Below are 22,320 nucleotides of genomic sequence, written 5' to 3'. Positions count from 1 at the left end.
ACTTCCGGAGTGGCCTCGAACAGACCGTTGTCATCCACCACGCTGTCCTCAGCTTGCCAATCGCTCACAAAACGACGCTACCGGAGGGCACCGACGTAATTGTTTCGATAGCGTGTGGCCATGAGCACCTCCGAGATCGCCACCGTCCTCGCGTGGCACGACGCACTCAACTCCCAAGACATCGACACACTCCTGCAGTTGTCGAGCGACGACATCGAGGTCGGCGGGCCGAATGGGGCCAGCCAGGGGTTGGCGGCGCTGCGTGATTGGGCGACCAACGCGGGCATCACCCTCGTTCCCGGCAGGATGTTTGTCCACCACGGAATTATCGTCGTGGAACAGACCGCGACGTGGGCCGCGGAACCCGACAAGTCCGCCACGCTCGCTTCCGCATTCCGGGTGGTCGAGGATCAGGTCACGTCGACGTTCCGCCATCCCGATCTGGTAACCGCACTGGGAGCCACCGATCTCTCCGAGGCCGACGAGGTCACCGACAACTGACAGCGAAAAAGAAAACCACCCGTGCGTCGGCGCGGGTGGTTTCTTCGTTCCTGATCGAAACAGCTCAGGTCTGGAGCAGGTCAGCCATGTGCGCGAAGCGCAGCGAACACCTCACGGGCGTGAGCCTCGACGTCCGTGTTGCCACTGAGTTGGGCGGAGCGGGCCAATCGCGCCCACCGGCCGACCAGCGCTTCGGTTCGGGGAACCGACAGGTAATGCTCGCGCACGGCCGCGATCCTCGAGTGATCATTGGGCAGGAACAGGAAGGTACTCAGCCACACCCAGATGAGCTGGGCCTCGACCAAACGTCGTCCCAGTTCAGCTTCGTCGGCCAGTGCCGGCCACATCCCCACAACTTCGGATCGCCATGCGTCGACCATCCTCGACGCTCGTTCTTCGGTCAGGTCGATATTGCACAGGCAACCCGGGAACGACACGAGCGCATAGGTGATGTCGAGGACGGCGTCGCGGTATCCGCCCCACTCGTAGTCGAGGAACCGGACGCCTTCGCCGTTGACGATGATGTTGTCCGGGCACAGGTCGGACGGGCTGAATGCCCGGAACCGTCCGCCGCTGAACAAGTTCTGAGCGTTCTGGACCTGTTCGACAACACTCGGAGCTACGTCGACGCCGAGGAATGTGGCCAGCATCGACGGCACATTGGCGACGACGCGACTGACTTGATCGGCAACTTCGTCGGAGCTGTGAGCGACCTCCGCGCGCCGAAGCAGCGCGGTGAAGTCTTCTTCACGACCGACGGTGGCGGCGTGCATGCGGCCCATGGCTTGAGCCATCGCCATCAACGTGTTGGTGACGGTGTCTTCGTCGGCGTCCTCGAGCAGGACACTGATCGCGGTGGCGTCACCGAGATCGCTGAGCACGAGGAGCCTGGCCGCCAAATCGTAGGCCAGTAGCTCGGCGCCGGGCCGCGCATCCTTCGCCAGTGCATTGGCGAATTGGTAGGACACTGCCTCCCGCAGGAATGCGGTGTCGGGATCGAATACCTGCGAAACTTCTGCGGGCGGTGTCACGCCGTTCTTCACCCCGAGGTAGGGATCACGGACTTGTTTGATCACGAGGGTGCGAGGTAGCGAGAACGGGTTCTCGGCAACTCTCACGCGGAGCACGATAGTGCGGCCACTTCCACCTAGATCTGTGGGATCTACGAGGGTGACGGGTGCCCCTGTACGGCGCGTCAGCAACTGCTCGGCAGCTGCCACGACTTCGGATACGGGGTCTGCCAGTAATACGGTCATCGCTTCATAACTTACCCGTTAGTGACGACAATCATGCGTCCCCGCCTCTGCACTTACGGTGAATTCTAGTCGTCGATCAGACTTGAAATGCCTTTCAGGGCGGCAGCAAACTCCTGGTCGGCACGGGTCCTGACCCACAGCACCAACGCGCAGGCGACAACAATTCCCAGCATGTTGACAGCAAGTTGGAGGGAAGACAGGCCAGCAATTCGCCACTCCCCGTTAGCTGCGGCAACTACAGCAAATCCGGCCGCCGGGACAGTCGTGACCGAGATGAAAACACCGACGAGTGCCGCGGACTTCTCCGACAGCAAGGCGAGCATCCCAGCGGCACCGGCCAGCAGTGCCACGACAAACGAGATGGGCCCCACCTTGTAGACAAAATCAACCTGATGCAAAGTCTCGAGGCTCTCGACGTCCATCCAGCCGAACATCTTCACCACGAACGTCGCCAACAGGGTCACGCCCATTGCAATCGGGAAAGCAACAACAAGCGCAAGAATCGAACGCCGACGCAGTTTCCGGTCACGCCTGACCAAGGCCACAGCAAGCGCTGCCAGCGGACCGAACTCCGGCCCGACCACCATCGCCCCGACGATGGTGATCGGCGAATCCGTCACCACGCCGATTGCCGCCAGCAGGCAAGCGATAGTCAGGAACGCGACAAACACCCGATTGAGAGTTGATTCCTCACGAGTATGAGAGAGGAGTTCCTCCCACACGATGGAATCTGCTGCGTCGCCGGGCGCATCATGCTCAGCCTTGCGTGCCGCCGCCGACAGCACGGTTTCCACCGGCACCATCGTCACGCCGCCCTCTTCGACGACATCAAGGGCTTTCAATGCGCGCAGGACCTCGTTGGCACACTCCCGCGCAACATCGGCCTGCACCATGTCGCCGCGTGGTTCGACCGCGGCACCACGGAAAACGACAATGTGCGTCGCGCCCGGTTCCGCCTCGAGCGCACCGAGAACTTCCTCGGTGCGCTCGGACGGGCAGATCACTCTCATATGCAGCATGGTGATCTGCAGTCAGCTCTACTTGCCGTCGGCAGTATCGCCGTCGGCCTTCTTTTCTTCAGCCTTCTTCTCGGGCTTCGCGTCGACGCCCGATTCCTTACGCTGCTGCGCGGTGATCGGAGTCGGTGCATCGGTGAGCGGGTCGACGCCGCCGCCGGACTTCGGGAACGCAATGACCTCACGGATGGAATCCATGCCGGCAAGGAGCGCGGTGATGCGGTCCCAACCGAAGGCGATGCCGCCGTGCGGCGGAGCGCCGAATGCGAAGGCGTCGAGCAGGAAGCCGAACTTGTCCTGCGCCTCTTCCTCGGAAATACCCATCACCTTGAACACTCGTTCCTGAATGTCCTTGCGGTGGATACGAATACTGCCGCCGCCGATTTCATTGCCGTTGCAGACGATGTCGTAGGCGTAGGCGAGCGCGTTGCCCGGATCGGTATCGAACGTGTCGAAGAACTCCGGCTTGGGCGAGGTGAACGCGTGGTGCACCGCGGTCCAGGCCGAGTAGCCGAGGGCAACGTCGCCCGAGGCCGTGGCGTCGGAGGTCGGCTCGAACATCGGAGCGTCGACGATCCAAACGAAGGCCCAGGCCTTGGGATCGATGAGATCCTTCTTGCGTGCGATCTCGCCGCGAGCAGCACCGAGGAGTGCGCGCATCGGTTTGGTTGCACCGGCTGCGAAGAAGACGCAGTCACCGGGCTGGGCGCCGACGTGAGCGGCGAGACCCTCACGCTCGGCGTCGGTGAGGTTCTTGGCGACGGGGCCACCGAGGGTGCCGTCTTCGCCGACCAATACGTACGCGAGGCCCTTGGCGCCGCGCTGCTTAGCCCATTCCTGCCACGCGTCGAGCTGCTTACGGGGCTGGCTCGCGCCACCCGGCATCACAACGGCGCCGACGTACTCGGCCTGGAACACGCGGAAAGTGGTGTCCTTGAAGAAGTCCATGCACTCGACGAGTTCGATGTCGAAACGCAGGTCCGGCTTGTCGGAGCCGTAACGACGCATTGCCTCGTTGTAGGTCATGCGGGCGATCGGCGTCTTGATCTCGTAGCCGACGAGCTTCCACAGTGCCGACAGAACTTCTTCGGCCAGCAGGATGATGTCATCCTGGTTGACGAAGGACATCTCGATATCGAGCTGAGTGAACTCCGGCTGACGATCAGCGCGGAAATCCTCGTCGCGGTAGCAGCGAGCAATCTGGTAGTACCGCTCAATGCCGCCGACCATGAGGAGCTGCTTGAACAGCTGCGGGCTCTGCGGGAGCGCGTAGAAGCTACCGGGCTGCAAACGTGCTGGCACCAGGAAGTCGCGAGCACCTTCAGGGGTGGAACGGGTGAGCGTCGGGGTTTCGACCTCGACGAACTCGTGATGCGCCAGCACACTACGTGCAGCGGCATTGACCTTGGAGCGCAAACGAATTGCGTGTCCAGGGCCTTCGCGACGCAGGTCCAGGTAGCGGTACTTCAGACGCGCTTCCTCACCAACCTGATCGTCGAGCTGGAACGGCAGAGGTGCACTCTCATTGAGGACCTCGAGCTCCGTGGCGTTGACTTCGATTGCACCGGTGGGGATTTCGAAGTTCTGGTTGCCCTCGGGGCGAACTTCGACCTTTCCGGTTACGCGAACGCAGTATTCCGCGCGCAGACGGTGAGCCTGCTCGGCCACCTCACCTGCCCGGAAAACTACCTGCGCAACTCCGGATGCATCACGAAGATCGATGAAGATCACTCCACCGTGATCACGACGCCTGGCTACCCAACCGGTGAGCGTAACTGTCTGCTCTGCCTGCTCGGGTCGCAATGAACCGGCGAGATGTGTGCGCAGCACGAGATTCCTTTCGAACAACTTCCAATAACCGACGACCGACTACTTTGGTCTGTAATCCTACGGAGCTAACAGCCCAGAGCGGAAACGCGGACCCGCATCGCATGCGAAGCTATCAGCAGAAGTGACAGTCAGCACTTGTTCTCGAGAACAGAAAGCGACACATATGACCTTCAACGAGGGGGCCCGCGGCGAAGCGGGGCGCGTTCAAGTTCAGGGCGGCGGGGGCGGTAGCCGCGGCAGCAAGATGGCTATCGGCGGTGGAGCCGGCGGCATCATCGTGCTGATCCTGGCCTTGCTGTTCGGCGGCGATCCCGGTTCACTCTTGGGCGGTTTGAGCAGTTCCACAGATACTGCCAGCTCGTCGGCGGGCCTCAACTCGGTCGACGATTGCACCGGCACTCAGGCCAACAACGACGTGAACTGCCGGGTGACGTTGACCGTCGGCAGCCTCGACGACGTCTGGGAACAGCAGCTGATCAAGCAGACCGGAACCAAATATGTGCGCCCGGAGGTGGTTCTGTTCAGCGGTTCGGTCAACACCGGGTGTGGCCAGGCGTCGAGTGACGTGGGTCCGTTCTACTGCCCCGCCGATCAGACCGCCTATTTTGATACGAGCTTCTTTCAGCTCCTGGTCGACCGTTTCGGATCCAGCGCCGGACCGTTGGCCCAGGAATACGTCGTGGCCCATGAGTTCGGCCATCACCTTCAGAATCAACTGGGCGATATCGGCCGGGCGCAGTCCGATCCGCAGGGCGAGCAGTCCGGTGCTGTTCGCACCGAACTGCAGGCCGATTGCTACGCCGGCGTCTGGGCTCACTACGCCGACACGATTCCGGACCAGGCGACCGGCCAGCCCTTCTTAGCGAAGTTGTCCCAGACAGATATCCGCGACGCATTGTCAGCCGCGTCATCGGTCGGTGACGACCGGATCCAGAAAGCATCCACTGGTCGGGTCAATCCCGAAGGCTGGACGCACGGATCGTCGGACCAACGCCAGAAATGGTTCCTGACCGGTTATCAGAGCGGTCAGGTCTCCTCGTGCGACACGTATTCGGCACGCGATCTGAACAATCCTCCAGGCCTGAAACTGAAGTAGCTCGACAAAAACCATCCCACCGACAATTTTATCTGTCTTGACAGAACTTATTGTCGGTGGGATGGTTTTGTCATGTTGGAAGTAGCAGTCATCGAACTGTCGGCCGCCGCGGAGGCATCCCTCGATCCCCTACGGCAGCGGATCCTGGCTGCACTGGTCACCCCGGCGTCGGCTGCCGCACTGGCACCGCTCGTCGGCTTGACCCGCCAAAAAGTCAACTATCACCTGCGAACCCTCGAAGAACACGGACTCGTCCACCTCGTCGAGGAACGCAAACGCGGCAACATGACCGAACGTGTCATGCAGGCAAGCGCCGCGTCGTACGTCATCTCCCCCGCGGCAATGTCCGCCCTCGCGCCGGATCCCAGTCGCTTTCCCGATCAGCTCTCAGCCCGCTGGCTGGTATCGCTGGCCGCGAGAATTGTTCGGGAGGTCGGCGAACTCATCTCCGGTGCCACCGCAGCCGGAAAGCCTTTGGCGTCGTACGCCATCGACAGTGAGATCACATTCGCAAACGCCGCCGACCGTGCGGCGTTTGCCGGAGAACTCGGCGAGGCCGTCAACAACCTTGTGGCCAAGTATCACGACGGTAACGCAGACCGTGGTCGTAAACACCGTCTGGTTGTCGCACTTCACCAGAGCCTCACAATCCCCCCGACCACATCATCCGAAACGGAGCAATAGCCGATGTCCAAGAAATTCGAGATTCGCCGCGAAGTTGTCGTACCCGGTACGCCGGAACAGATCTGGGCAGCCATTTCGGCCGAAACCGCCGGCTGGATGTTCCCGTCACCTCTCGAAGTTCCCGCCGACGGCAGCAAGCCCGACAGCCCCGTCATCGCCACCTGGGAACCGCCCACCCAACTCGACATTCATATGGCCGGCCCCGACGGCTGGTTCAACAACCTCGAGTACTTGATCGAAGCTCGCGACAACAGCACCGCCGTCGTCCGCTACGTCCACGCCGGAGTTTTTGCCGAAGATTGGGACAACCAGTACGACGGCGCCAGCAAGCACACCGATTTCTACCTGCACAGCCTCGGCCAGTATCTGCAGTACTTTGCCGGGCGACCGACCACCTACGTATCTGTCGAAGGCCCGGAGGCATCCGGAACCCCCGAAGCCATGACAGCGCTGCGCAACGCGCTCGGCATCGACGCCACGACCGCGATCGGTGACACCGTGACGTTCGACGTCCCCGGAATCGGCACTATCTCCGCTGTTGTCGACTACCTCAACGACTGGTTCATCGGGCTCCGCACCGACGATGCACTCCTGCGCTTCTACGGTCGAAATGCGTTCGGCGGCAACGTCGACGCCGCACATCACCTCTTCGCAGCCGATGCCGACGGCGAAGCAGCCGATGGCGCCTGGAAGATTTGGCTCGATTCCGTCTACGTGTGAACCGGTAACTGCCCACCAACCGCATGTGATAATCCAGATTGTCCGTCTACTTCAACACGAAATGAGTGTGCTCCATGGGTTCAATCGAGTCATTGCGAGACATCCTGAGCGGATTCAACGCGCTAGTCCATGCGTGGGCTTGGATGGGCTCCGAGTCCCTCAGTCAATCCGTGGCTTCGCGCTAGGGTTCGCCGTTCGAACCGCAGCCTAGATACCCTGCTCTGCTGACACCCGGCCTTCGTCGATCGCTGTCAGCAGAGCGGTGTGATCGCGAGCATTTCGCTTGGTGTACGCCGCCGCAAATTCTCCGATCGCGAAGTCGAATTCTGTTCCATCACCAAGATATTCGTTGATTGCAATGCGATCACCTGATCGAGCGTGAGCATAAGCCAACACTCGTGCACACAGTCGACCGTAGAGCTCCATACCTTGGGGTTTCATGCCATCGATGATTGCGGAACCCTTCCCGTCACGAAGTTGGCGGATGTAGAAATCGTTTTCAACCTCATCAGGGCCGGGGCCGCGTTCCCACCCCAGAAAAATGTCACTGCTGGCCTGCATCAACCGCTGACCGTTGACCACCCGCTCCCCTTCGTTCCGGAACGTCGGGCCGTCCACATAGCCGGCCAGAACTGATGGCAACGCCTGCTTGACCTGCAAAATCAGCGGATCATCGACGTCGACGCCGTTCAACAGAATCATCCACGCCCGCGTGCCGACGCTGCCGACACCGACCACCTTGCGCGCAATGTGCATCATCTCGAAACTTTGCAACAAAACCCGACGATCCCACTGAAGTGTGCTGCGGTAGGAACCGATTCGTTCGCGAAGCACCTCTTCGGCCGTCGTGAGATCCTGCCCCTGGAACAACTCTTCCATCGGAACGATCAATGGCGGATCACTGATGAACTGTCGACGACCGTCGACGACCTCGGTGAATTTCGATGCGGCCTGGACGCTGTCGCGTCGACGTGCTTTGTCGAGAGTCGACATCGCGCGATCGAGCATTCGTTTCTTGATCTGATTACTCAGTTCTTCGAGACCGTCCTCGGGTTCGATGTGCGAGTACCACACCGCCAAATTTCCCAAAGCGGCTTGCTTGGCCATCGTTTCCCGATATTCGGCGGCGCAACCACGCGTGATCTGTTTACGTTCCTTACTGGAATATCCGTTGTCTTTGCCGGCAATCGCCAAACTGGCAGCCAAACGTTTGACGTCCCATTCGAACGGGCCGGGATAAGTCTCGTCGAAATCGTTGATATCGAACGCCAACTTACGCTCCGGAGTGGCAAAAACTCCGAAATTGCTCAGATGCGCATCTCCACAGAGTTGGGTGTACATCCCGGAATGTGCACTACGCGAAAGATCGTCGCACATCACCAGGGCCGCACCGCGAAAGAACGAAAACGTGATGCCGACATCCGGCCGTACCGAATCGGCACCAACTCGGGTACTCGACATTCCGCTTGAGTTTGCAATAGCGAAATCGGGTCGCGATCACTCTCAGCGAGGTCGGCGAGCGTCGCCAGAGGCGTCGCTTGTCGGGCCTGACGACCCAGAGCCTTGCGCTCGTCGACCGTGAGATGTTCAGTGCGCACTGCGGTCATCTACCAGACCTTTCACTCGATATATGGGTCCCTATGAACTGGGAGTGTCAGGCATCGCTCGCCCACCCGATCCGCGCGCCGCGCGGACCAGCAGCTCAGGGCCTGTCACCAATGCCTTGCGCCACGGAAGTACCCCATCGATCTCAATCTGAATCGAGAGGCTCAGTACGGTACGGATCAGCACGATCATTCCCAGGACAGCAGCGTCCGTCAGTGACGGCGAGGACGTCACCGTCTTGACCAGATCTGCCGCGACAAGAATCTCGAGGCCCAACAGAATGACTGCGCCGAGCGTTTCGCGGAGAGTCTTGAATGCCGATCCCCCGTCGCGTGTCCGGAACCATGATCGGCCGGCAATGACAAAGGCGAACAAGAACCCGAAAACCATTGAGACAACGCCGAGTACTTCAAACCATTCGGTGACCAGCTCGAAGAACTTGATTTTGTCCATGTCGTTGATTCTCGAGGTATTTCGCTCAGAAGTCGAGCACACGCGCCGGTTCTTTCGTCTCTGTTTGTGTCGGTCGAACAGCCGATACCGACGCGGGCACTATGCACATACTCTGCATGTCACCGGGACCAGCGGAATGAGGATTTGGCGTGCGGCTTAATCGACGATCAATGTTTGCCGCTGTCATCGTGTGCTGCACCTTGACGCTGACGTCCTGTTCGTCGCAGGGGAATCCAGTCGCCTCAGTCGGCGAGGCTCCGTCGACAACCGAAGTATCCGACGGTTTGTCACAACCTTCGACACCGGAAGCACCGCAACCCGGTCCGACGCTGGTCGACCCGGCCGCATTTGCGTACAGCTCAGGCGGACTGAGCGGATACTTCTTCACCACCCCCAGCGGACTCTGGCGCTGTGCAATCCTGACTTTCAGTGCGCAACGTGGATCCGACGCACAGATGGCCGGGTGTCAGCCGAAAACGAGCATGGACATCAACGTCTCTGGTGCCCCTCGAGTACCGGATCACGGTTCCGGTAATCCTGTCGCTCCCAATGCAATTCTGGTCAACAAGACCGATGACGCACGGTTCGCAAGTTTAAGCCAGGCACTTTTCTGGCGCCTGGATAACGCAACACCAACCCTCGCTTACGGGGAAACATTGTCGACTGACGGTTTCTCCTGCAACGTGCAGGAAACTGGGGTGTCGTGCCGATCTGATAGCTCGAACCATGGATTCACGTTCTCTACCAACGGATTCGACTTCAACTACACCGAGGCACTGTCGTTGCCGAACGTGCCAGAACCTGCATCAGCGACCGCCGGTGGCCCGCAACCAACACTCGGCAGAGTCACTGCGACGTACCAAGAAGGCTACGGCGCGGTCCGGCCCGCGACCATCAGCAACGGCGGCGCGAGCTTGTCGGGTCAAGTATGGGACATCCTGTGGCAGAGCTGGGGCGGCGAACAAGTAGTCGGCACTGGTCAGTCTGCTAACGCAAAATTCGCTGACACCGGACCATCACCCATCGAGCAAGCGACGATCGTCGCCTTTGACCTCGGCGATTGTGAGGGGACCTGGATGTACCGCTCGTTCGTCTGGTTCTTTCCCAGCACTGGCGACACCTTCGAATCCGCCAAGCAGCACGCCATCAACCCCTGCCAAGATCAGGCCTACCCAGTGACAGATCCGGCTCCGGCAGCCACCAATGCTGGATCGTGCGGCACTGTCATTGCCGCGGACGGAATCCCGCGCGAGGTATTGATCAAGAGCGGAAAAATTACGTGCGCAGACGCAATGACGATGATGAACGCAACCTATTCCGTGCTGTACGACAAGCCGCTGGACGGGATGGAATACGGCTCTTGGAACTGCGGCATCGTTCCTGCGGGCGAGATCTTGGTTACCTGCAATTACCCGAATTCGAATGGGAGCGTCGCCATCTTTCGGTCCGACGACGATCCGTACCGGTAGCGTTGCGATCGTCGGCAAACCCGACTACCGGACGTCTGCCCCGCTGTCTCCGGGCATTTCGCTGCCAGCATGAACACCAATAGCCGCCCACCCCGTGTGTTTCCACAGGGACGAGCGGCCCTACTACGGTGCAACTTAACAGGTTACGATCCGAAGATCGCTCCGAGTACTCCGAGAGATCCGCTCGCCGGCGGTGTGTTGTCGGTGATCTCGACGGTCACATTCTCGAGGACGGCCGGGGTGCCGACACCGTTAGTGGCAGTCACTGTGAAGATGAATGTCCCTGCCTTCGTGGGGGTTCCGGACAGGATACCGGCCTCACTCAGTGTCAGACCGTCGGGCAATGTGCCGGTATAGGTCACTGTGGGAACAGGATTCCCGTCGACTGTGAAGGCGTGATCATAGGGCTCGTTGAGGACGCCATTGGGGAGCGTTCCGGTGAGGGTGGGTGCCCGGTCGATCGAGATCACCGACACCGTCATGCCGACGGAGTTGGTGACGTAGGCATAGTTCCCGTCGGGGCTGATCGCCACCCCGATCGGTGACGAGCCAACGGGGACGGTAACGGGGGTGGCAGTGAGATCAGCGGTGTCAATCACCGACACCGTGGTGCCGTCGGAGTTGGTGACGTAGGCATGACTGTCGTCGGGAGTGATCGCCACACCGTTCGGGTTCGAGCCGACAGTGACTTCAACGGGCATCTCAGTGAGATGGGCAGTGTCGATCACCGACACCGTATTGCCACCGCCGTTGGTGACGTACACGTGGTCGCCGTCAGAGGTGGTCGCCACACCGGCCGGAAACGAGCCGACCGCGATGGTAGTCGGGGAGACAGAGGGATTGGCGGTGTCGATCACCGACACCGTGCCGGCGATTTCAGCGTTAGAGACGTAAGCCTGACCGTCGCGGGTAATTGCCACTCCCCACGGCCGCGAGCCAACCGCAACGGTAGCGGGGGTAGCAGCGAGATCGGCAGTGTCGATCACCGACACCGTGCCGCTTCCACTATTGGTGACATACACGTGAGCGCCGTCCGGAGTGATCGCCAAGCCGCGCGGAAACGAGCCGACCGTTACGGTCTCGGGGGCGGCATCAAGATTAGCCGTGTCGATCACCGACACCGTATCGCCATGGCCGTTGGAGACGTACACGCGGGACCCGTCGGCGCTGATCGCCACCCCGAATGGAGCCGCGCCCACCGAGATTGTCTCGAGGGGTGCGGCGGGGTTCGCGGTGTCGATCACCGACACCGTCGTGCCGCCGAAGTTGGCGACGTACGCATGTTTCCCGTCGGGGGTGAACGCCACCCCGACTGGATTCGAACCGACCGTGATGTCCGTGACGACAGCGTCCACGCGTGCGGCACCCCCGGCGTCTCGGGCATTGGCGGCGGGTGCGCCGATTACGGTGCCGGGGTTGCTGTACGGGGTGATGCCAGCGATGCCGACGGGGTCCGCAGCTGCGACACCGACCGCACCGCCGATGGTCATCACGGCAGTAAGTGCGCCAACGCCCAATAATGCAGCGGACCGAGACCACTGTTTGGATGAATACGGCCGATCGAGAACAGTCACAAGATATACGCCCTTCCCTAGCTGTCCACACCCTCGATGGGGTGTGCAGCGGCCACAGGAAGGCAACCACCACAAAGGAACATAACGGATATTTGTCCTGATATGTCCACTTTGACAATATCCGGAACCCGACACCACCCAACAGACTTTCCCGCGCAACATGTGCCACCTGCCGATCACTTAGTCGGCGCACAGTTGAGCTACGGTGAGGAAATGACTACAACTCTTCTTCGAAAGAATGTCTCGGCCCGCTGATCTGTCAGCGGCGAGTGCACACACTGCACCCCCGCTGCCGCACCATCCCGGACTTCAATATCCGCCCAGGCCGGTGGAGGCGTCATGACCACCTGGATCGAAGTACTCATCGCCATGGTCGACGGACCACAACACCCTGTCTCCGGCGTCGTGAAGCCTTATCGCAACACCGACGAACCACTCCATCTGTATTACGGCAGTTACGGCGAAGAACCGATACTGCTGGTCCTTCCTCCCTGCGGAATCCGACTGTCGCGCTGGGGAAACCGATTCCGGATCGAGTCGCTCGATGGTGCGTTGATGCTCTGCGCCGACGGTACGACGGTGTGGGACTTCCGCGACAATCCGGATCGACCACGCCAAACCAAGCAAGAGAGGATGTACTTCTTCGGGCCTGGCCGTGCACTCGTGCTGGGCCGCCCAGCCGAACACTGGGTGGGTGAGCGAGCCCCAAAGCCTATCGGTCTCGTCTCGGACATCGAGTTTCTCGGACGCCGATGCTGGTCCGTCACGCTCGCCGCCTGCACTGACAGACGACGCAGACGCCAGGTCGATCAAGAAATCATCGTGGACGCCGAAACCGGCGCCGTCGTGGCACAACATTCGACGGACGGCATCGAAGCTGCCTCGTACATCGATCTCGATGTCACCGACACCCTTGACCCGGATTTGTTCCGCTGGGACGGGCCAGTAGTCACCGACGAGGATTCAAGGCAACTCGCCGGCCGTCCGTCACCGAACAGACAACAACTGGGCGCGGAGTGGTTTCGTGAAAACGTCACTGCCGACCCGATCGAAGTACCTGTCCTCGTCGATCTATCCCCACGTATGGTCGATGTTCACAACGCAGACACCGGAGAGTTCACGGTTTATCTCGGGGACATGACGCACCAAGGACTACCAGCATGGATTACGCGTCGGGTCCGCTCTGAGAAACCGTGGAAAGTCGGTCTGCCGCAGTTCCAAATCTTCTGGTCGACAAGCAAATTCGATTGGACGGCGGTGGTCTCCACCGGCAGGATCGACGAGGACGCCGTGCGTCAACTGCAACAATGGCTCCATCCGCATGAAGCGGTCGCAGGAACGCCACCCATTGCGCCGCACGAGGATTCCGAGCCATGAATCGTGCCGAAAGCCCCCGTCGCACGCTCCGCGTTTTTGTGCCGCGTTGGGTGATCGACGACGGATCCTTTCCGCGGGCGTCGTTGGGCGACACAGTCGATGTGCTGCTCGAATTCGCCGCGACCGGCGAATTCCCTTCGCCTACAGACGAAACTGTTGATGCAATCGCCCGCCCTGCCTACGGTCGGGAGCCTGTTGAGCACCCCGCCGGCACGCTCCGCTGGCTACACCTGGTTCACGGAGACGGTTGGAGCAGCGGGTGGTGGTCGGATCGACCGCGCACCGGATCGGTCCGACTGACGGGCACCTTCGTCGCCGGCCTCGGATTCAGTTTTGCTGTCGACGAGCCAAATCGAGTACGCGGACGTGTGCGTCGACTCCATCTTGTCGAACAACGGTTCAAGCAAGTTGGTCGCACCTCCCACCTCATTGCCAGATCCGAGCAGTTGACCGAAATTAACATCACACCGGGCAAATTCTTTTCTGAGACAATCGATTCCGATGCAGAAGTCTACGTTGCGCCGACCGGCATTCTCGTCGAACTCGACCTCGACGACGTGCCTGGCGAGCCAGAGACTTTCATTCCCGGCGCTGTGACGGCGTGTGATGATGTCGGCTGGGTAATGCATCGGTCCGATCCCATCCTGCTGCGCATCGATACTGCGGTTACGCCGCCGCAGATAGTCGAGTTCGCGATGCCACTCACTATCGAACCGCCGGACGATCTGTGGACTCGACGGGTGCATGGCGACCCACACGGGTGTTGGGTTGTCGGCGATCACGATATCCACCGATGTGACTACGCCGACGACGGAACGGTGACCGTCGAGCGGTACTGCACCGAAGGCGGCACAAGTGTGCTGCACGAAGGCAACGTGTATCTACTCGGCCGCCCAGAAGCCGGCCTGTATTCCAACCGCCGGTACGGCGTAGTTGATCGCCAGGCAGATCACCACCCCCTGCGAGTTCTCGATAATATGTCGCGCAGACTCGAACCTGTCACCGATGCCCCAACTGTGCAAAAAGTACTGGCTCTGGCCGGTCGGGCCGATCGAGCTACCACCACTGATGGAACTCGATGGATGATCGACAGCACCAGAGCCATCGTCGAAAAGCCTGACGGGACAAAGCAACCCATTACTCTGAGCGAGCATGTTGCTGGCATAGTCAGATGGGCACCCCGCCTCACGAGCGAATGGGAGTCCGAAGGATAGGAGTCGGATCGGCGGGAGTGCTGATTCCCAGGGCGGCGGCCTCACTCATCGGTAGTCCGACTGCCAGTTGCATGGACATCTGTTTGTCCCCGCCAGCGACAAAACTTCCGGCTGAAATCCGGCTCCCATCCGGGCGTTCGAGCCACACCGCATATCGCTCGCCTTGCGGTAGACCTGCGAGATCAAGCGTAATACTGGTGCCCCAGTCCCGGTTTTCCAGGATGGCCGTGGCATGGACGTCAGCGGGCTGTTCACTGAACGCGACCGACTGAGTACCTATGTTCTGTTGCGAGTCCGTCGACCATTGCGATGTGACGACAAAAACTCCTCCCAGTGCGACGATCAACACCGCTGCTGCTGCCGCCGCGAGTTTCGCTGTCCGGACAAGGCGATTCCGACGTCGTTCGTGGTCGACTGCGGTGAACACCGTGGTGCGCAGCGCCGGAGGTGGGCCTGCGAGCTGATCGTCGATCCGCTCGGGGTCCGCCTGACTTAAAGCCCCAGCGACGCTACGCAGTTCACGCATTTCGGATCTGCAGTGGAGGCAGCCGTCCAGATGCGCTTGCAGTGCCACGGTCGCGGCCGGGTCGAGTCGACCCAGGGCGTGCATGCCGAGGTGGGTTCGCATCTGCTGGCACTGATCAGTACTCACCGTGCCACCCCATTTCTTCCAATACGAGTTTGAGGGCCTTGAGCCCGTAGTAGACGCGACTGCGGACCGTCCCCTCGGGAATCCCGAGCTGAGCTGCGACATCCGCGGCCGGCCTGTCGCGCAGATGAACCTCGACAAGAACCTGCCGATGCTGCTCGGACAACCGGCGCAAGGCCTCTTCAACTTGCAGACCCACTACCAACTCTTCCAACGGCCGCGAGGCGCTCGGGGTATCGGGCGGCTCGGCACCTGCCATCAGCGGACGACTTGCCCTAGCGCGACTGATGTCGATGACGATGTTGCGGCAGATCGAGAACAGCCAGGTGCGCAGCGACGCCGTCTCCGGCTGAAAGCTGCGCGCTGCCCGCCAGGCACGTAAGAATGTTTCCTGCACTGCTTCCTCGGCGACACCAATATCCCCCAGGGATCTGTGTGCAAACCGGAACAGCTCACCGGCGTGGTCCTCGTAGGCCACACGCAGCGCAGATTCGTCCCCGAGCCCTCCGGAGTGTCGTCGTTGCGGGATCAGCCGCATTCCTTCACCTCCGCACAATCGTGTCTCCAACGCACCGGTGGCGGGCGAAGTTCTTACCTGGGTATACGGATCGGCCCTTCAGATCCTTCATGTCACCGGCACAACGAGCATGTGACATGTCGCACAGTTGCCGAGTGAACGTGTACTGCCCTCACATCCGTATTCCCGGTCAGCTCGTACAACAGCGATCACGAACGGAAGCGAACAACGATGATGAAGCGAACACTACTGACCAAGTGCGTCGGGCTCGGGGCAGCACTGGTGCTGTTGTCAGCGTGCGGAAACGACAACACGGCCGCGCAGAGTGAACAGCCAACCAGTTCGGTACTGCAGGCTTCAGCCACTGCCGTCGACGGCCCCGCCGTGGTGAAACTCGGGGCAACCGCCACCGCGCTCGGCAACGTGGTGACTGACGCGGATGGCTACACGCTGTACTGGTTTACTCAGGACACCCCGACCATCTCCGCATGCATCGACCAGTGCGCCATGGTTTGGCCGCCGACGCTCGGCTCGCCGAAAGCAGCCACCGGGACGGACCTTCCCGGAACACTGGGCGTCGCCACCCGCCCCGACGGCGGGTCGCAGCAAGCTGTGTACGACGGCCACCCGCTGTACCGGTTCGCGAAGGACGACGCGCCAGGTCAGACCAACGGTGAGGGCGTCAAAGGCCAGTGGCATGTCGGGCTGGTGACGCCGTCGCCGACCACACCCACCACCGCCGGCCGGTAAGTCACGATCACGCTCCCGTCCGCAGGGTAAGGACTGCGCGTCCCGGCTCCCCCGCCCTCCCACTGCCGACAGTGGGTTCGGTTCAATTGAACCGAACCCACTGCGGGAGATCGTGTTACGCGCTGGATCCACCTTTCGTGCCGAGTAGGGAATCCAGCTGGCATCAGTTCCGTTGTCCGCCTATGGCGTTGACGTAACCTGCGCCGGGTTCGACAACAAGTCCTCGCACGCGGGGGCCTGACTGGATGTGAGCGCCCCCGTTGAAACCAACCACTGTGTCACGTTTTGAACACTGCTACAGGTGCTGGTAGACCCGAAAAACGGCGCCGTATCCTTCGAGACTGCTGAGATCGTCCCGGGATTGAGAGTCGGCACGTACTTCTTGAAGGTCGCAGCCAATGCGTCTGTGTTCGACGGGTCGCGGATCCACTCGACTGCCTCATCGATGGCTGCCGCAAACTTCTCATACGCCGCCGGCGACTTTTGCAGATTGGGCTCCATGGCCCACATCGCCTCTCCGATCCAGTTCGCGAACACGCCCTCCGTCTTGAGATTGACCAGGTCCTTACCCACCTTGAGAACCTGTGTGGTGTAGGCAGCACCGGTGTCCTCGGCGAACTGAATGTCGATCTGGCCCGCTTCCATCGCACCGCCGCCGGCCTCGCCACCGCCGATCGGCACCATGGACACATCCTGCTCGGTCAAGCCTGCCTCCTTGAGAACACTGAGCGCCACCGTATAGCTCTCTGTGCCAACACCCCCCACAATGCCGACACGCTTGCCCTTGGCACATTGGATCGGCTTCGGGTACGGCTTGCCCGCTTCGCGACAACCGTCGATAACATCGTTCGAGGCAAGCATGGAATAGATCGAATGTGGGTACGTCACCGCGACCATCTTGATCGGCAACCCACCGGCTCGCGCAGTCTCGACGCCTGTCAAACCGTTGACAATCGCGTCGACGCTGTTGGAAGCCAATGCGGACACCATCGTCGGGCCGGTATTGATCGTCTTCAGGGTGACATTCAGTCCGTGCTTGCTGAACATTCCCTGGTCCTCAGCCACCCACGCGGGAAGGCTGACGAATACCGGAAATACGCCGACCGAAAAATCTTCCGAGGCCCCTGCCTCGCCATTCGAGTTCTGCGGTGTCTCGGATGCGGTTCCGCAAGCTGCTGCAGAGAGTAGGAGAACGCTGGAAACACTGATCGCAGCAGCCCTCCTTGCCCACGTACGGTTCGAGGGGAAACATTTGTTCCAAATATTCTGCACGGTCTTCCTTTCTCGTTACTACCGAATCGATCTCAACTGAGCCGCACGGTCAAATCCGAGACGGAGAGCTCCGGATAATCGGCGTCACGTACCTACTTGTCCACCCCGGGCGAAAATGCACGGCTCGCCGCCATATTCAGGGAAGTGGAAAGTGAGTTAGGTTGAAACACAAGAGATGTCGTCTCCCGACAGATTTAGTACCGCCTGCCGGGTCGAGAGATTCGATGCGCTAGATCTGAACCTGGCGCAAAGCTACCTCCTTTCTCTGTGATCGGACGACGGCTCGGGTGAATCTCGACGTGCAACGCTGATCGCGCCGGACTGCTTGTGAGCCCGCGGCTTTAGTTGCTCAGATCACAGTAGCCGCCGCCAATTCTGGCCCTGTGTCGCACTTTTGGGACGCTTCACCTGCAGAAACCTTCAGAATCGCCGATTCCCGTGCGAACGCTGTTCAAGGAATCAGGATTGCCGGCCGGGATCTCGGCGGCTGTCACGTTGCGGATGCGCAACCCGGTTCGAACGCGCCTCTGCCCTACGAAATCTTCTGCGGGACTCGGATTTGCGAAAACTCGATGGTGCCCGTCCAGCATCAAAGTCGTTGACGCCCGGGATTATTCGAGATGACCCTTAAAAGAACGGCGTGTTCAAGTAGTCGAAATTGATTCGACACCCAGGCAGTTGCAACCGAATCCCCATGTCGGCGCCCCTGCCCGCACCCTCGATGAGAACTACTTTCCCGTCAAGCCGCCCCGGTCGGTCCGGTTCCTTTCCGCAACTTTCACCCTCGATGATCTCGCCAATCCCCCACTGTCCGAATGCATCCCCCACGTATCGTCAGACGGAATTCCATCCCCCGTCAACCACCGTCTCCGTGCCTGTGACATACGAAGATTCGTCGCTGGCCAGAAAGAGCACAACGTTGGCGACCTCCTGGACCTCACCAACCCGCTTCATCGGAATTGCATCCACCTGCGTGGCCCGAAATACCGGATCGCTCGAGGTGCCTCGCGTTGTCCTCATCGGCGGCAACATACCCGGCGCTACGGCATTGACTCTGATTCCGTCCGCGGCGTAGTGCACAGCGCCAGTTGTCGTCATCGACTTCACGGCTGCCTTCGAAGCCCCGTAACCGATGTGGACGCCGCGTAGACCGATACTGGCCGAGATCGAGGACAGGTTGACAATCGATCCACCCCCTGAATGTCTCATGGCGGCGCTCCCGTGTTTGATCCCGAGGAACACACTTCTGGCATTGACCGACATCAGTCTGTCGAAGTAGTCGGTACTAGTCAGACCGGTGTCGCACGAGCCGCTGATCCCGGCATTGTTGACAAGCACGTCGAGTCGGCCGAAGTGCGAGAGGACCTCCTCGATCGCTGTGCGCCACGATGCCTCATCGGTGACGTCAAGGTGCAGGTAGTGGGCGCGCCCGCCGGCACTGTGGATCTCCTCCACAGTGTCTGCACCGGTCACGTCATCGATATCCGCGACGACAACCATCGCACCTTCGCATGCGAAGGTTGCCGCGGTCGCTCTCCCCACCCCATTCGAGGCCCCCGTGATCAGGGCAACTTTGTCACGAAGACGCATACTTCTGACCTCCCCTTCGAGCTACGCGATGCCGAGATGGGTCAACCGACGATAAAAGGTCGATCGAGACAACTCGAGCTGCTTGGCTGCTGCAACTTTGTTACCACCGTTCGCCAATAGCACCGCAGAGATTGCGTCACGCTCCACGCGCTCGAGCGGTGAGAGGCGCCGAGCAGTGGATTGGATCCGCAATTGCAGAGGCAGTTCAGCCCGTGAAATCGGGCGGTCTCCTGCGATGGTGCTAGCACGCAACAGCACGCGTTTTAGCTGTTCGACGTTTCCCGGCAACGACCGTTCCTGGATCGCGTGAAGCGCACCGTCGTCGATGATCGTGCCGATTTCCTCGATCCCGATCCCATAAATTTCGGCGACAAGGGCGGGGATCTCCTGGGCGATCTCAGATACCGATGGCACTCTCAAATGAGCATCGAAAGTCGGCTCGAGCCATTGGGGCAACTCACCTTCCGCTGGAGCAAGACGGTATGTGCCGACAAGGACGGTCACGCGCCGTGCAATGTCATTCAGAGCTCTCTTCAGGATCGGGAAATTGTCATGCTCCTCGGATATCTCCTCCAGATGACGGACGATCAAGCAGTCCCCGACCGCATGGGACGGGATCAAGAATCCATCCAGAAGTTCGGTCGCTTCGCAGGTGACAACTGTGAATCCGAGCGCATCGAGCGCGCGACGCGCGACCGTGTATTTCCCGACCTGCTGGGCTCCGTAGACGAGACAGGATGGTGCTTTCGCCAGAATTCGCTCGGCCTCGCTGCGAACCCCGCCAAGCCAACTGCGCTCAGTTGACATGTCTCCCAGGCCCGTTGCGGTGAGGTCCGCTGGGTTGGGCGCCGCGCGTTGTTCGCGCGCGTCACCTTCGCCGGCAAGCTGGACGAGGCCACCAATCAGTTCCTTGCCCGAGATTACCGGGCGCACTGTGAGCCGCATTCCTTGTGGTGTCTGGATCTCACGGATATCAGGGCTGGGGAGTCCGCCGTCAATTGAGGCCTTCTGGACAATTCCCCACAGATCGGCATGACTCAGGTGGGTGTCTCGGTCTGAGGCCTCCACGTTGGAGAGACGCACTCGTGAGTTAATAGCGATCATCGGTCTGCGTCGCCCGCGCCTCTCCACCTGGAGGTAGGAGTCGAATAGCTCGCGGTCGGCACGACTGTGCCCCATCATGAGCGCCGTGCCGATATCCCGTGCGGCTTGGGTTACCAGCGGCGATACCAACCCGAGAGGCACGGTTATGTCACAGCCGACCGAAATCGCGCCGAGAACAACTCCTGTTCCAGGGTGGATGATCGGCGCCCCCGCCCCGGACAGCATGTCGAGGGCTTCGTTGTAATGCTCAGGGCCCCAAACTCTTACGGTTCGTTTTTCTTCCATAACTGTAGCGAGGACGCTTGTGCCGACAAATTCTTCTTCGACGATGGAACCGATTTCACAAATTCCACCCAAGAGCTCGTCAAACATGTCTGATTTCGCCCAGCGACCGACGATCTGGCCATTCCGGTTGAGCAGGTGGACGAATACCTGAGCATCTATGGAATCGTCGAGAAATTCACTGATCACCGGCCGGCCGGCGAGAAGCAACGAACTGTCAAGATCAACGCTGGGCCCCCGGAACAACTCCAGCGGCGCGGACGGCGATACGCCGGCACGGAACGACCGCTGCCATGAGCGCAAAATTTCGGGCCTGACCATGCCGCTCGGATCCCCGCCCTGAAATAGGGTCTCTCGCGCTTTTCGCAGCTGCATTAGAGACTCCCGTTGGCTGGACGAAAGTCCCCGTTCATTGATCTTCATCATTCGGCACCTCCGTTATCGAGCCCAGCTCTGATCCTGAATCTGTCATCTCTGCCAGCGGAGCAGCCACCGCTCGGCTGCGGACATCAGACCGTTGAATATCAACGCGAAGACAACGACCACTACCAGAGTTGCGAATACTCCCGCAGGTTGAAAACTCTGCGAGTCAAGCGCGATCTTGCGTCCCCAGCCATTGTCAGCGGCCAGCATTTCACCGAAAATCGCGGCGAGGAGTGCATAGACGGCGCCGAGCTTGAGTCCGGAAAACAGCGACGGTACCGATGCCGGCAAGACGATATTGAGGAAAATTCCACGCTCAGTGGAGCCGATTGCCCGGCCCATCATGATGAAGTCCGGATCGATTGTCCTGATGCCGGACTCGGTCGCCACCATCACGATAAAGAAGACCACGCTTGCCACAAGGTAGACCTTGGATTCAGGACCGATACCGAACCACAAAATGAACATCGGTGCGAGTGCAACTCGCGGAAGTGAATTGAGTGCGGTGAGAAACGGCATGCTCACGGAACGGAACAGTGCGTACCGACCGAGCAAGAGCCCCACGGGAATACCCAGCACCGCACCCAAACCGAATCCGAGCAATGTCTCGCTGATTGTCGTCACACTGTCGAGAAATATCTCCGAACCCGACAGGTATTCCACCAACTGATCCCAGATCGCACTGGGCTTCGAATAGAACACCTCCCTGGCCCAGCCTGCTCGGACGGCGATCTCCCAGAATGCGAGGAATCCGCCGAACACAATCAGCTGGATCGTGAGAATCGTAATGTTGCGTCGAGACAGCAGTTTCGTCAAAGTGGGGCTGACGGACCGCTGCCGCCGCCGTTTTTCAACAGCCGGCTGTACTTGCTCCACAGCACTGACCGGAGCCAACTGCTGAGCTTTGTCCTGGGTCGATGATGTTGTCATGTCGTCTG

General features: G+C 60.4%; 19 protein-coding genes and 1 pseudogene. 8 read left to right on the top strand and 12 right to left on the bottom strand.

Annotated features, from left to right (window positions below):
* Positions 1 to 120: 120 nt before the first annotated feature.
* Complete coding sequence (locus BDB13_RS17325) at positions 121 to 501, top strand: nuclear transport factor 2 family protein (protein ID WP_094272727.1); 381 nt, start codon at positions 121 to 123, stop codon at positions 499 to 501.
* 80 nt (positions 502 to 581) lie between these two features.
* Here the strand turns inward: BDB13_RS17325 and BDB13_RS17320 are convergent, their stop codons facing one another.
* From BDB13_RS17320 to aspS, 3 genes are all read right to left on the bottom strand, one after another.
* A complete protein-coding gene (locus BDB13_RS17320; RefSeq protein WP_094272726.1) occupies positions 582 to 1,757 on the bottom strand; it encodes a kinase in 1,176 nt (391 codons plus the stop codon).
* A 65-nt stretch (positions 1,758 to 1,822) separates the two neighbouring features.
* Positions 1,823 to 2,776, bottom strand: coding sequence for a DUF389 domain-containing protein (locus BDB13_RS17315; RefSeq protein WP_094272725.1), 954 nt, complete (start codon positions 2,774 to 2,776; stop codon positions 1,823 to 1,825).
* 18 nt (positions 2,777 to 2,794) lie between these two features.
* Positions 2,795 to 4,603 carry an aspartate--tRNA ligase gene (gene aspS / locus BDB13_RS17310; RefSeq protein ID WP_094272724.1) on the bottom strand — a complete coding sequence of 603 codons (1,809 nt, stop codon included), beginning with the start codon at positions 4,601 to 4,603 and terminating at the stop codon, positions 2,795 to 2,797.
* Positions 4,604 to 4,766: 163 nt separating this feature from the next.
* Here aspS and ypfJ point away from each other — a divergent pair, with 163 nt between their 5' ends.
* The 3 genes from ypfJ (at position 4,767) to BDB13_RS17295 (ending at position 7,103) form a co-directional block, all read left to right on the top strand.
* On the top strand, positions 4,767 to 5,699 hold the full coding sequence (ypfJ, locus tag BDB13_RS17305) for a KPN_02809 family neutral zinc metallopeptidase (RefSeq protein WP_094272723.1): 933 nt from the start codon (positions 4,767 to 4,769) through the stop codon (positions 5,697 to 5,699).
* A gap of 72 nt (positions 5,700 to 5,771) precedes the next feature.
* On the top strand, positions 5,772 to 6,383 hold the full coding sequence (locus tag BDB13_RS17300) for a winged helix-turn-helix domain-containing protein (RefSeq protein WP_094272722.1): 612 nt from the start codon (positions 5,772 to 5,774) through the stop codon (positions 6,381 to 6,383).
* 3 nt (positions 6,384 to 6,386) lie between these two features.
* On the top strand, positions 6,387 to 7,103 hold the full coding sequence (locus tag BDB13_RS17295) for an ATPase (protein WP_094272721.1): 717 nt from the start codon (positions 6,387 to 6,389) through the stop codon (positions 7,101 to 7,103).
* 207 nt (positions 7,104 to 7,310) lie between these two features.
* Here BDB13_RS17295 and BDB13_RS17290 read toward each other — a convergent pair.
* Together BDB13_RS17290 and BDB13_RS17285 are read right to left on the bottom strand one after the other, a co-directional pair.
* Positions 7,311 to 8,710 (bottom strand): annotated as a pseudogene (locus BDB13_RS17290) (DUF2252 domain-containing protein).
* 31 nt (positions 8,711 to 8,741) lie between these two features.
* The gene (locus BDB13_RS17285) at positions 8,742 to 9,161 is read right to left on the bottom strand and encodes a DUF1622 domain-containing protein (RefSeq protein WP_094272720.1); all 420 of its coding nucleotides are present in this window, start codon (positions 9,159 to 9,161) and stop codon (positions 8,742 to 8,744) included.
* 149 nt (positions 9,162 to 9,310) lie between these two features.
* Here BDB13_RS17285 and BDB13_RS17280 point away from each other — a divergent pair, with 149 nt between their 5' ends.
* Positions 9,311 to 10,630, top strand: coding sequence for a hypothetical protein (locus BDB13_RS17280; RefSeq protein WP_094272719.1), 1,320 nt, complete (start codon positions 9,311 to 9,313; stop codon positions 10,628 to 10,630).
* A gap of 143 nt (positions 10,631 to 10,773) precedes the next feature.
* Here BDB13_RS17280 and BDB13_RS17275 read toward each other — a convergent pair whose 3' ends face one another.
* Positions 10,774 to 12,204 carry a beta-propeller fold lactonase family protein gene (locus tag BDB13_RS17275; RefSeq protein ID WP_176459603.1) on the bottom strand — a complete coding sequence of 477 codons (1,431 nt, stop codon included), beginning with the start codon at positions 12,202 to 12,204 and terminating at the stop codon, positions 10,774 to 10,776.
* A gap of 339 nt (positions 12,205 to 12,543) precedes the next feature.
* Here BDB13_RS17275 and BDB13_RS17270 point away from each other — a divergent pair, with 339 nt between their 5' ends.
* Positions 12,544 to 13,581: a hypothetical protein gene (locus BDB13_RS17270; protein WP_094272717.1), complete on the top strand. Its 1,038-nt coding sequence runs from the start codon at positions 12,544 to 12,546 to the stop codon at positions 13,579 to 13,581.
* Positions 13,578 to 14,795, top strand: a complete 1,218-nt coding sequence (locus tag BDB13_RS17265) for a hypothetical protein (RefSeq protein ID WP_094272716.1) — start codon at positions 13,578 to 13,580, stop codon at positions 14,793 to 14,795. The genes BDB13_RS17270 and BDB13_RS17265 overlap by 4 nt, the downstream gene beginning before the upstream one ends.
* On the opposite strand, the gene BDB13_RS17260 is transcribed toward BDB13_RS17265, so the two are convergent.
* Together BDB13_RS17260 and BDB13_RS17255 are read right to left on the bottom strand one after the other, a co-directional pair.
* Positions 14,767 to 15,447, bottom strand: a complete 681-nt coding sequence (locus tag BDB13_RS17260) for an anti-sigma factor (RefSeq protein WP_254922846.1) — start codon at positions 15,445 to 15,447, stop codon at positions 14,767 to 14,769. The two genes, BDB13_RS17265 and BDB13_RS17260, sit on opposite strands and share 29 nt — an antisense overlap.
* Positions 15,437 to 15,982 (bottom strand): sigma-70 family RNA polymerase sigma factor, encoded by a 546-nt coding sequence (locus tag BDB13_RS17255; protein ID WP_094272714.1) that lies wholly within the window; start codon positions 15,980 to 15,982, stop codon positions 15,437 to 15,439. The genes BDB13_RS17260 and BDB13_RS17255 overlap by 11 nt, the downstream gene beginning before the upstream one ends.
* A gap of 210 nt (positions 15,983 to 16,192) precedes the next feature.
* On the opposite strand from BDB13_RS17255, the gene BDB13_RS17250 reads away from it, so the two are divergent.
* The gene (locus BDB13_RS17250) at positions 16,193 to 16,711 is read left to right on the top strand and encodes a COG4315 family predicted lipoprotein (protein ID WP_094272713.1); all 519 of its coding nucleotides are present in this window, start codon (positions 16,193 to 16,195) and stop codon (positions 16,709 to 16,711) included.
* A 180-nt stretch (positions 16,712 to 16,891) separates the two neighbouring features.
* Here BDB13_RS17250 and BDB13_RS17245 read toward each other — a convergent pair whose 3' ends face one another.
* The 4 genes from BDB13_RS17245 to BDB13_RS17220 all read right to left on the bottom strand — a co-directional run bounded on the left by BDB13_RS17245 (position 16,892) and on the right by BDB13_RS17220 (position 22,312).
* Positions 16,892 to 17,983, bottom strand: a complete 1,092-nt coding sequence (locus tag BDB13_RS17245; protein WP_094272712.1) for an ABC transporter substrate-binding protein — start codon at positions 17,981 to 17,983, stop codon at positions 16,892 to 16,894.
* A gap of 834 nt (positions 17,984 to 18,817) precedes the next feature.
* On the bottom strand, positions 18,818 to 19,573 hold the full coding sequence (locus BDB13_RS17230; RefSeq protein WP_094272709.1) for an SDR family NAD(P)-dependent oxidoreductase: 756 nt from the start codon (positions 19,571 to 19,573) through the stop codon (positions 18,818 to 18,820).
* Between the two features lie 21 nt (positions 19,574 to 19,594).
* Positions 19,595 to 21,385 (bottom strand): helix-turn-helix domain-containing protein, encoded by a 1,791-nt coding sequence (locus tag BDB13_RS17225; protein ID WP_094272708.1) that lies wholly within the window; start codon positions 21,383 to 21,385, stop codon positions 19,595 to 19,597.
* A gap of 42 nt (positions 21,386 to 21,427) precedes the next feature.
* On the bottom strand, positions 21,428 to 22,312 hold the full coding sequence (locus BDB13_RS17220) for an ABC transporter permease (protein WP_094272707.1): 885 nt from the start codon (positions 22,310 to 22,312) through the stop codon (positions 21,428 to 21,430).
* Positions 22,313 to 22,320: the final 8 nt, after the last annotated feature.

The organism is Rhodococcus sp. OK302 (assembly GCF_002245895.1).
GTDB lineage: Bacteria > Actinomycetota > Actinomycetes > Mycobacteriales > Mycobacteriaceae > Rhodococcus_F.
This window is presented reverse-complemented; position numbering and strand designations above follow the sequence as displayed.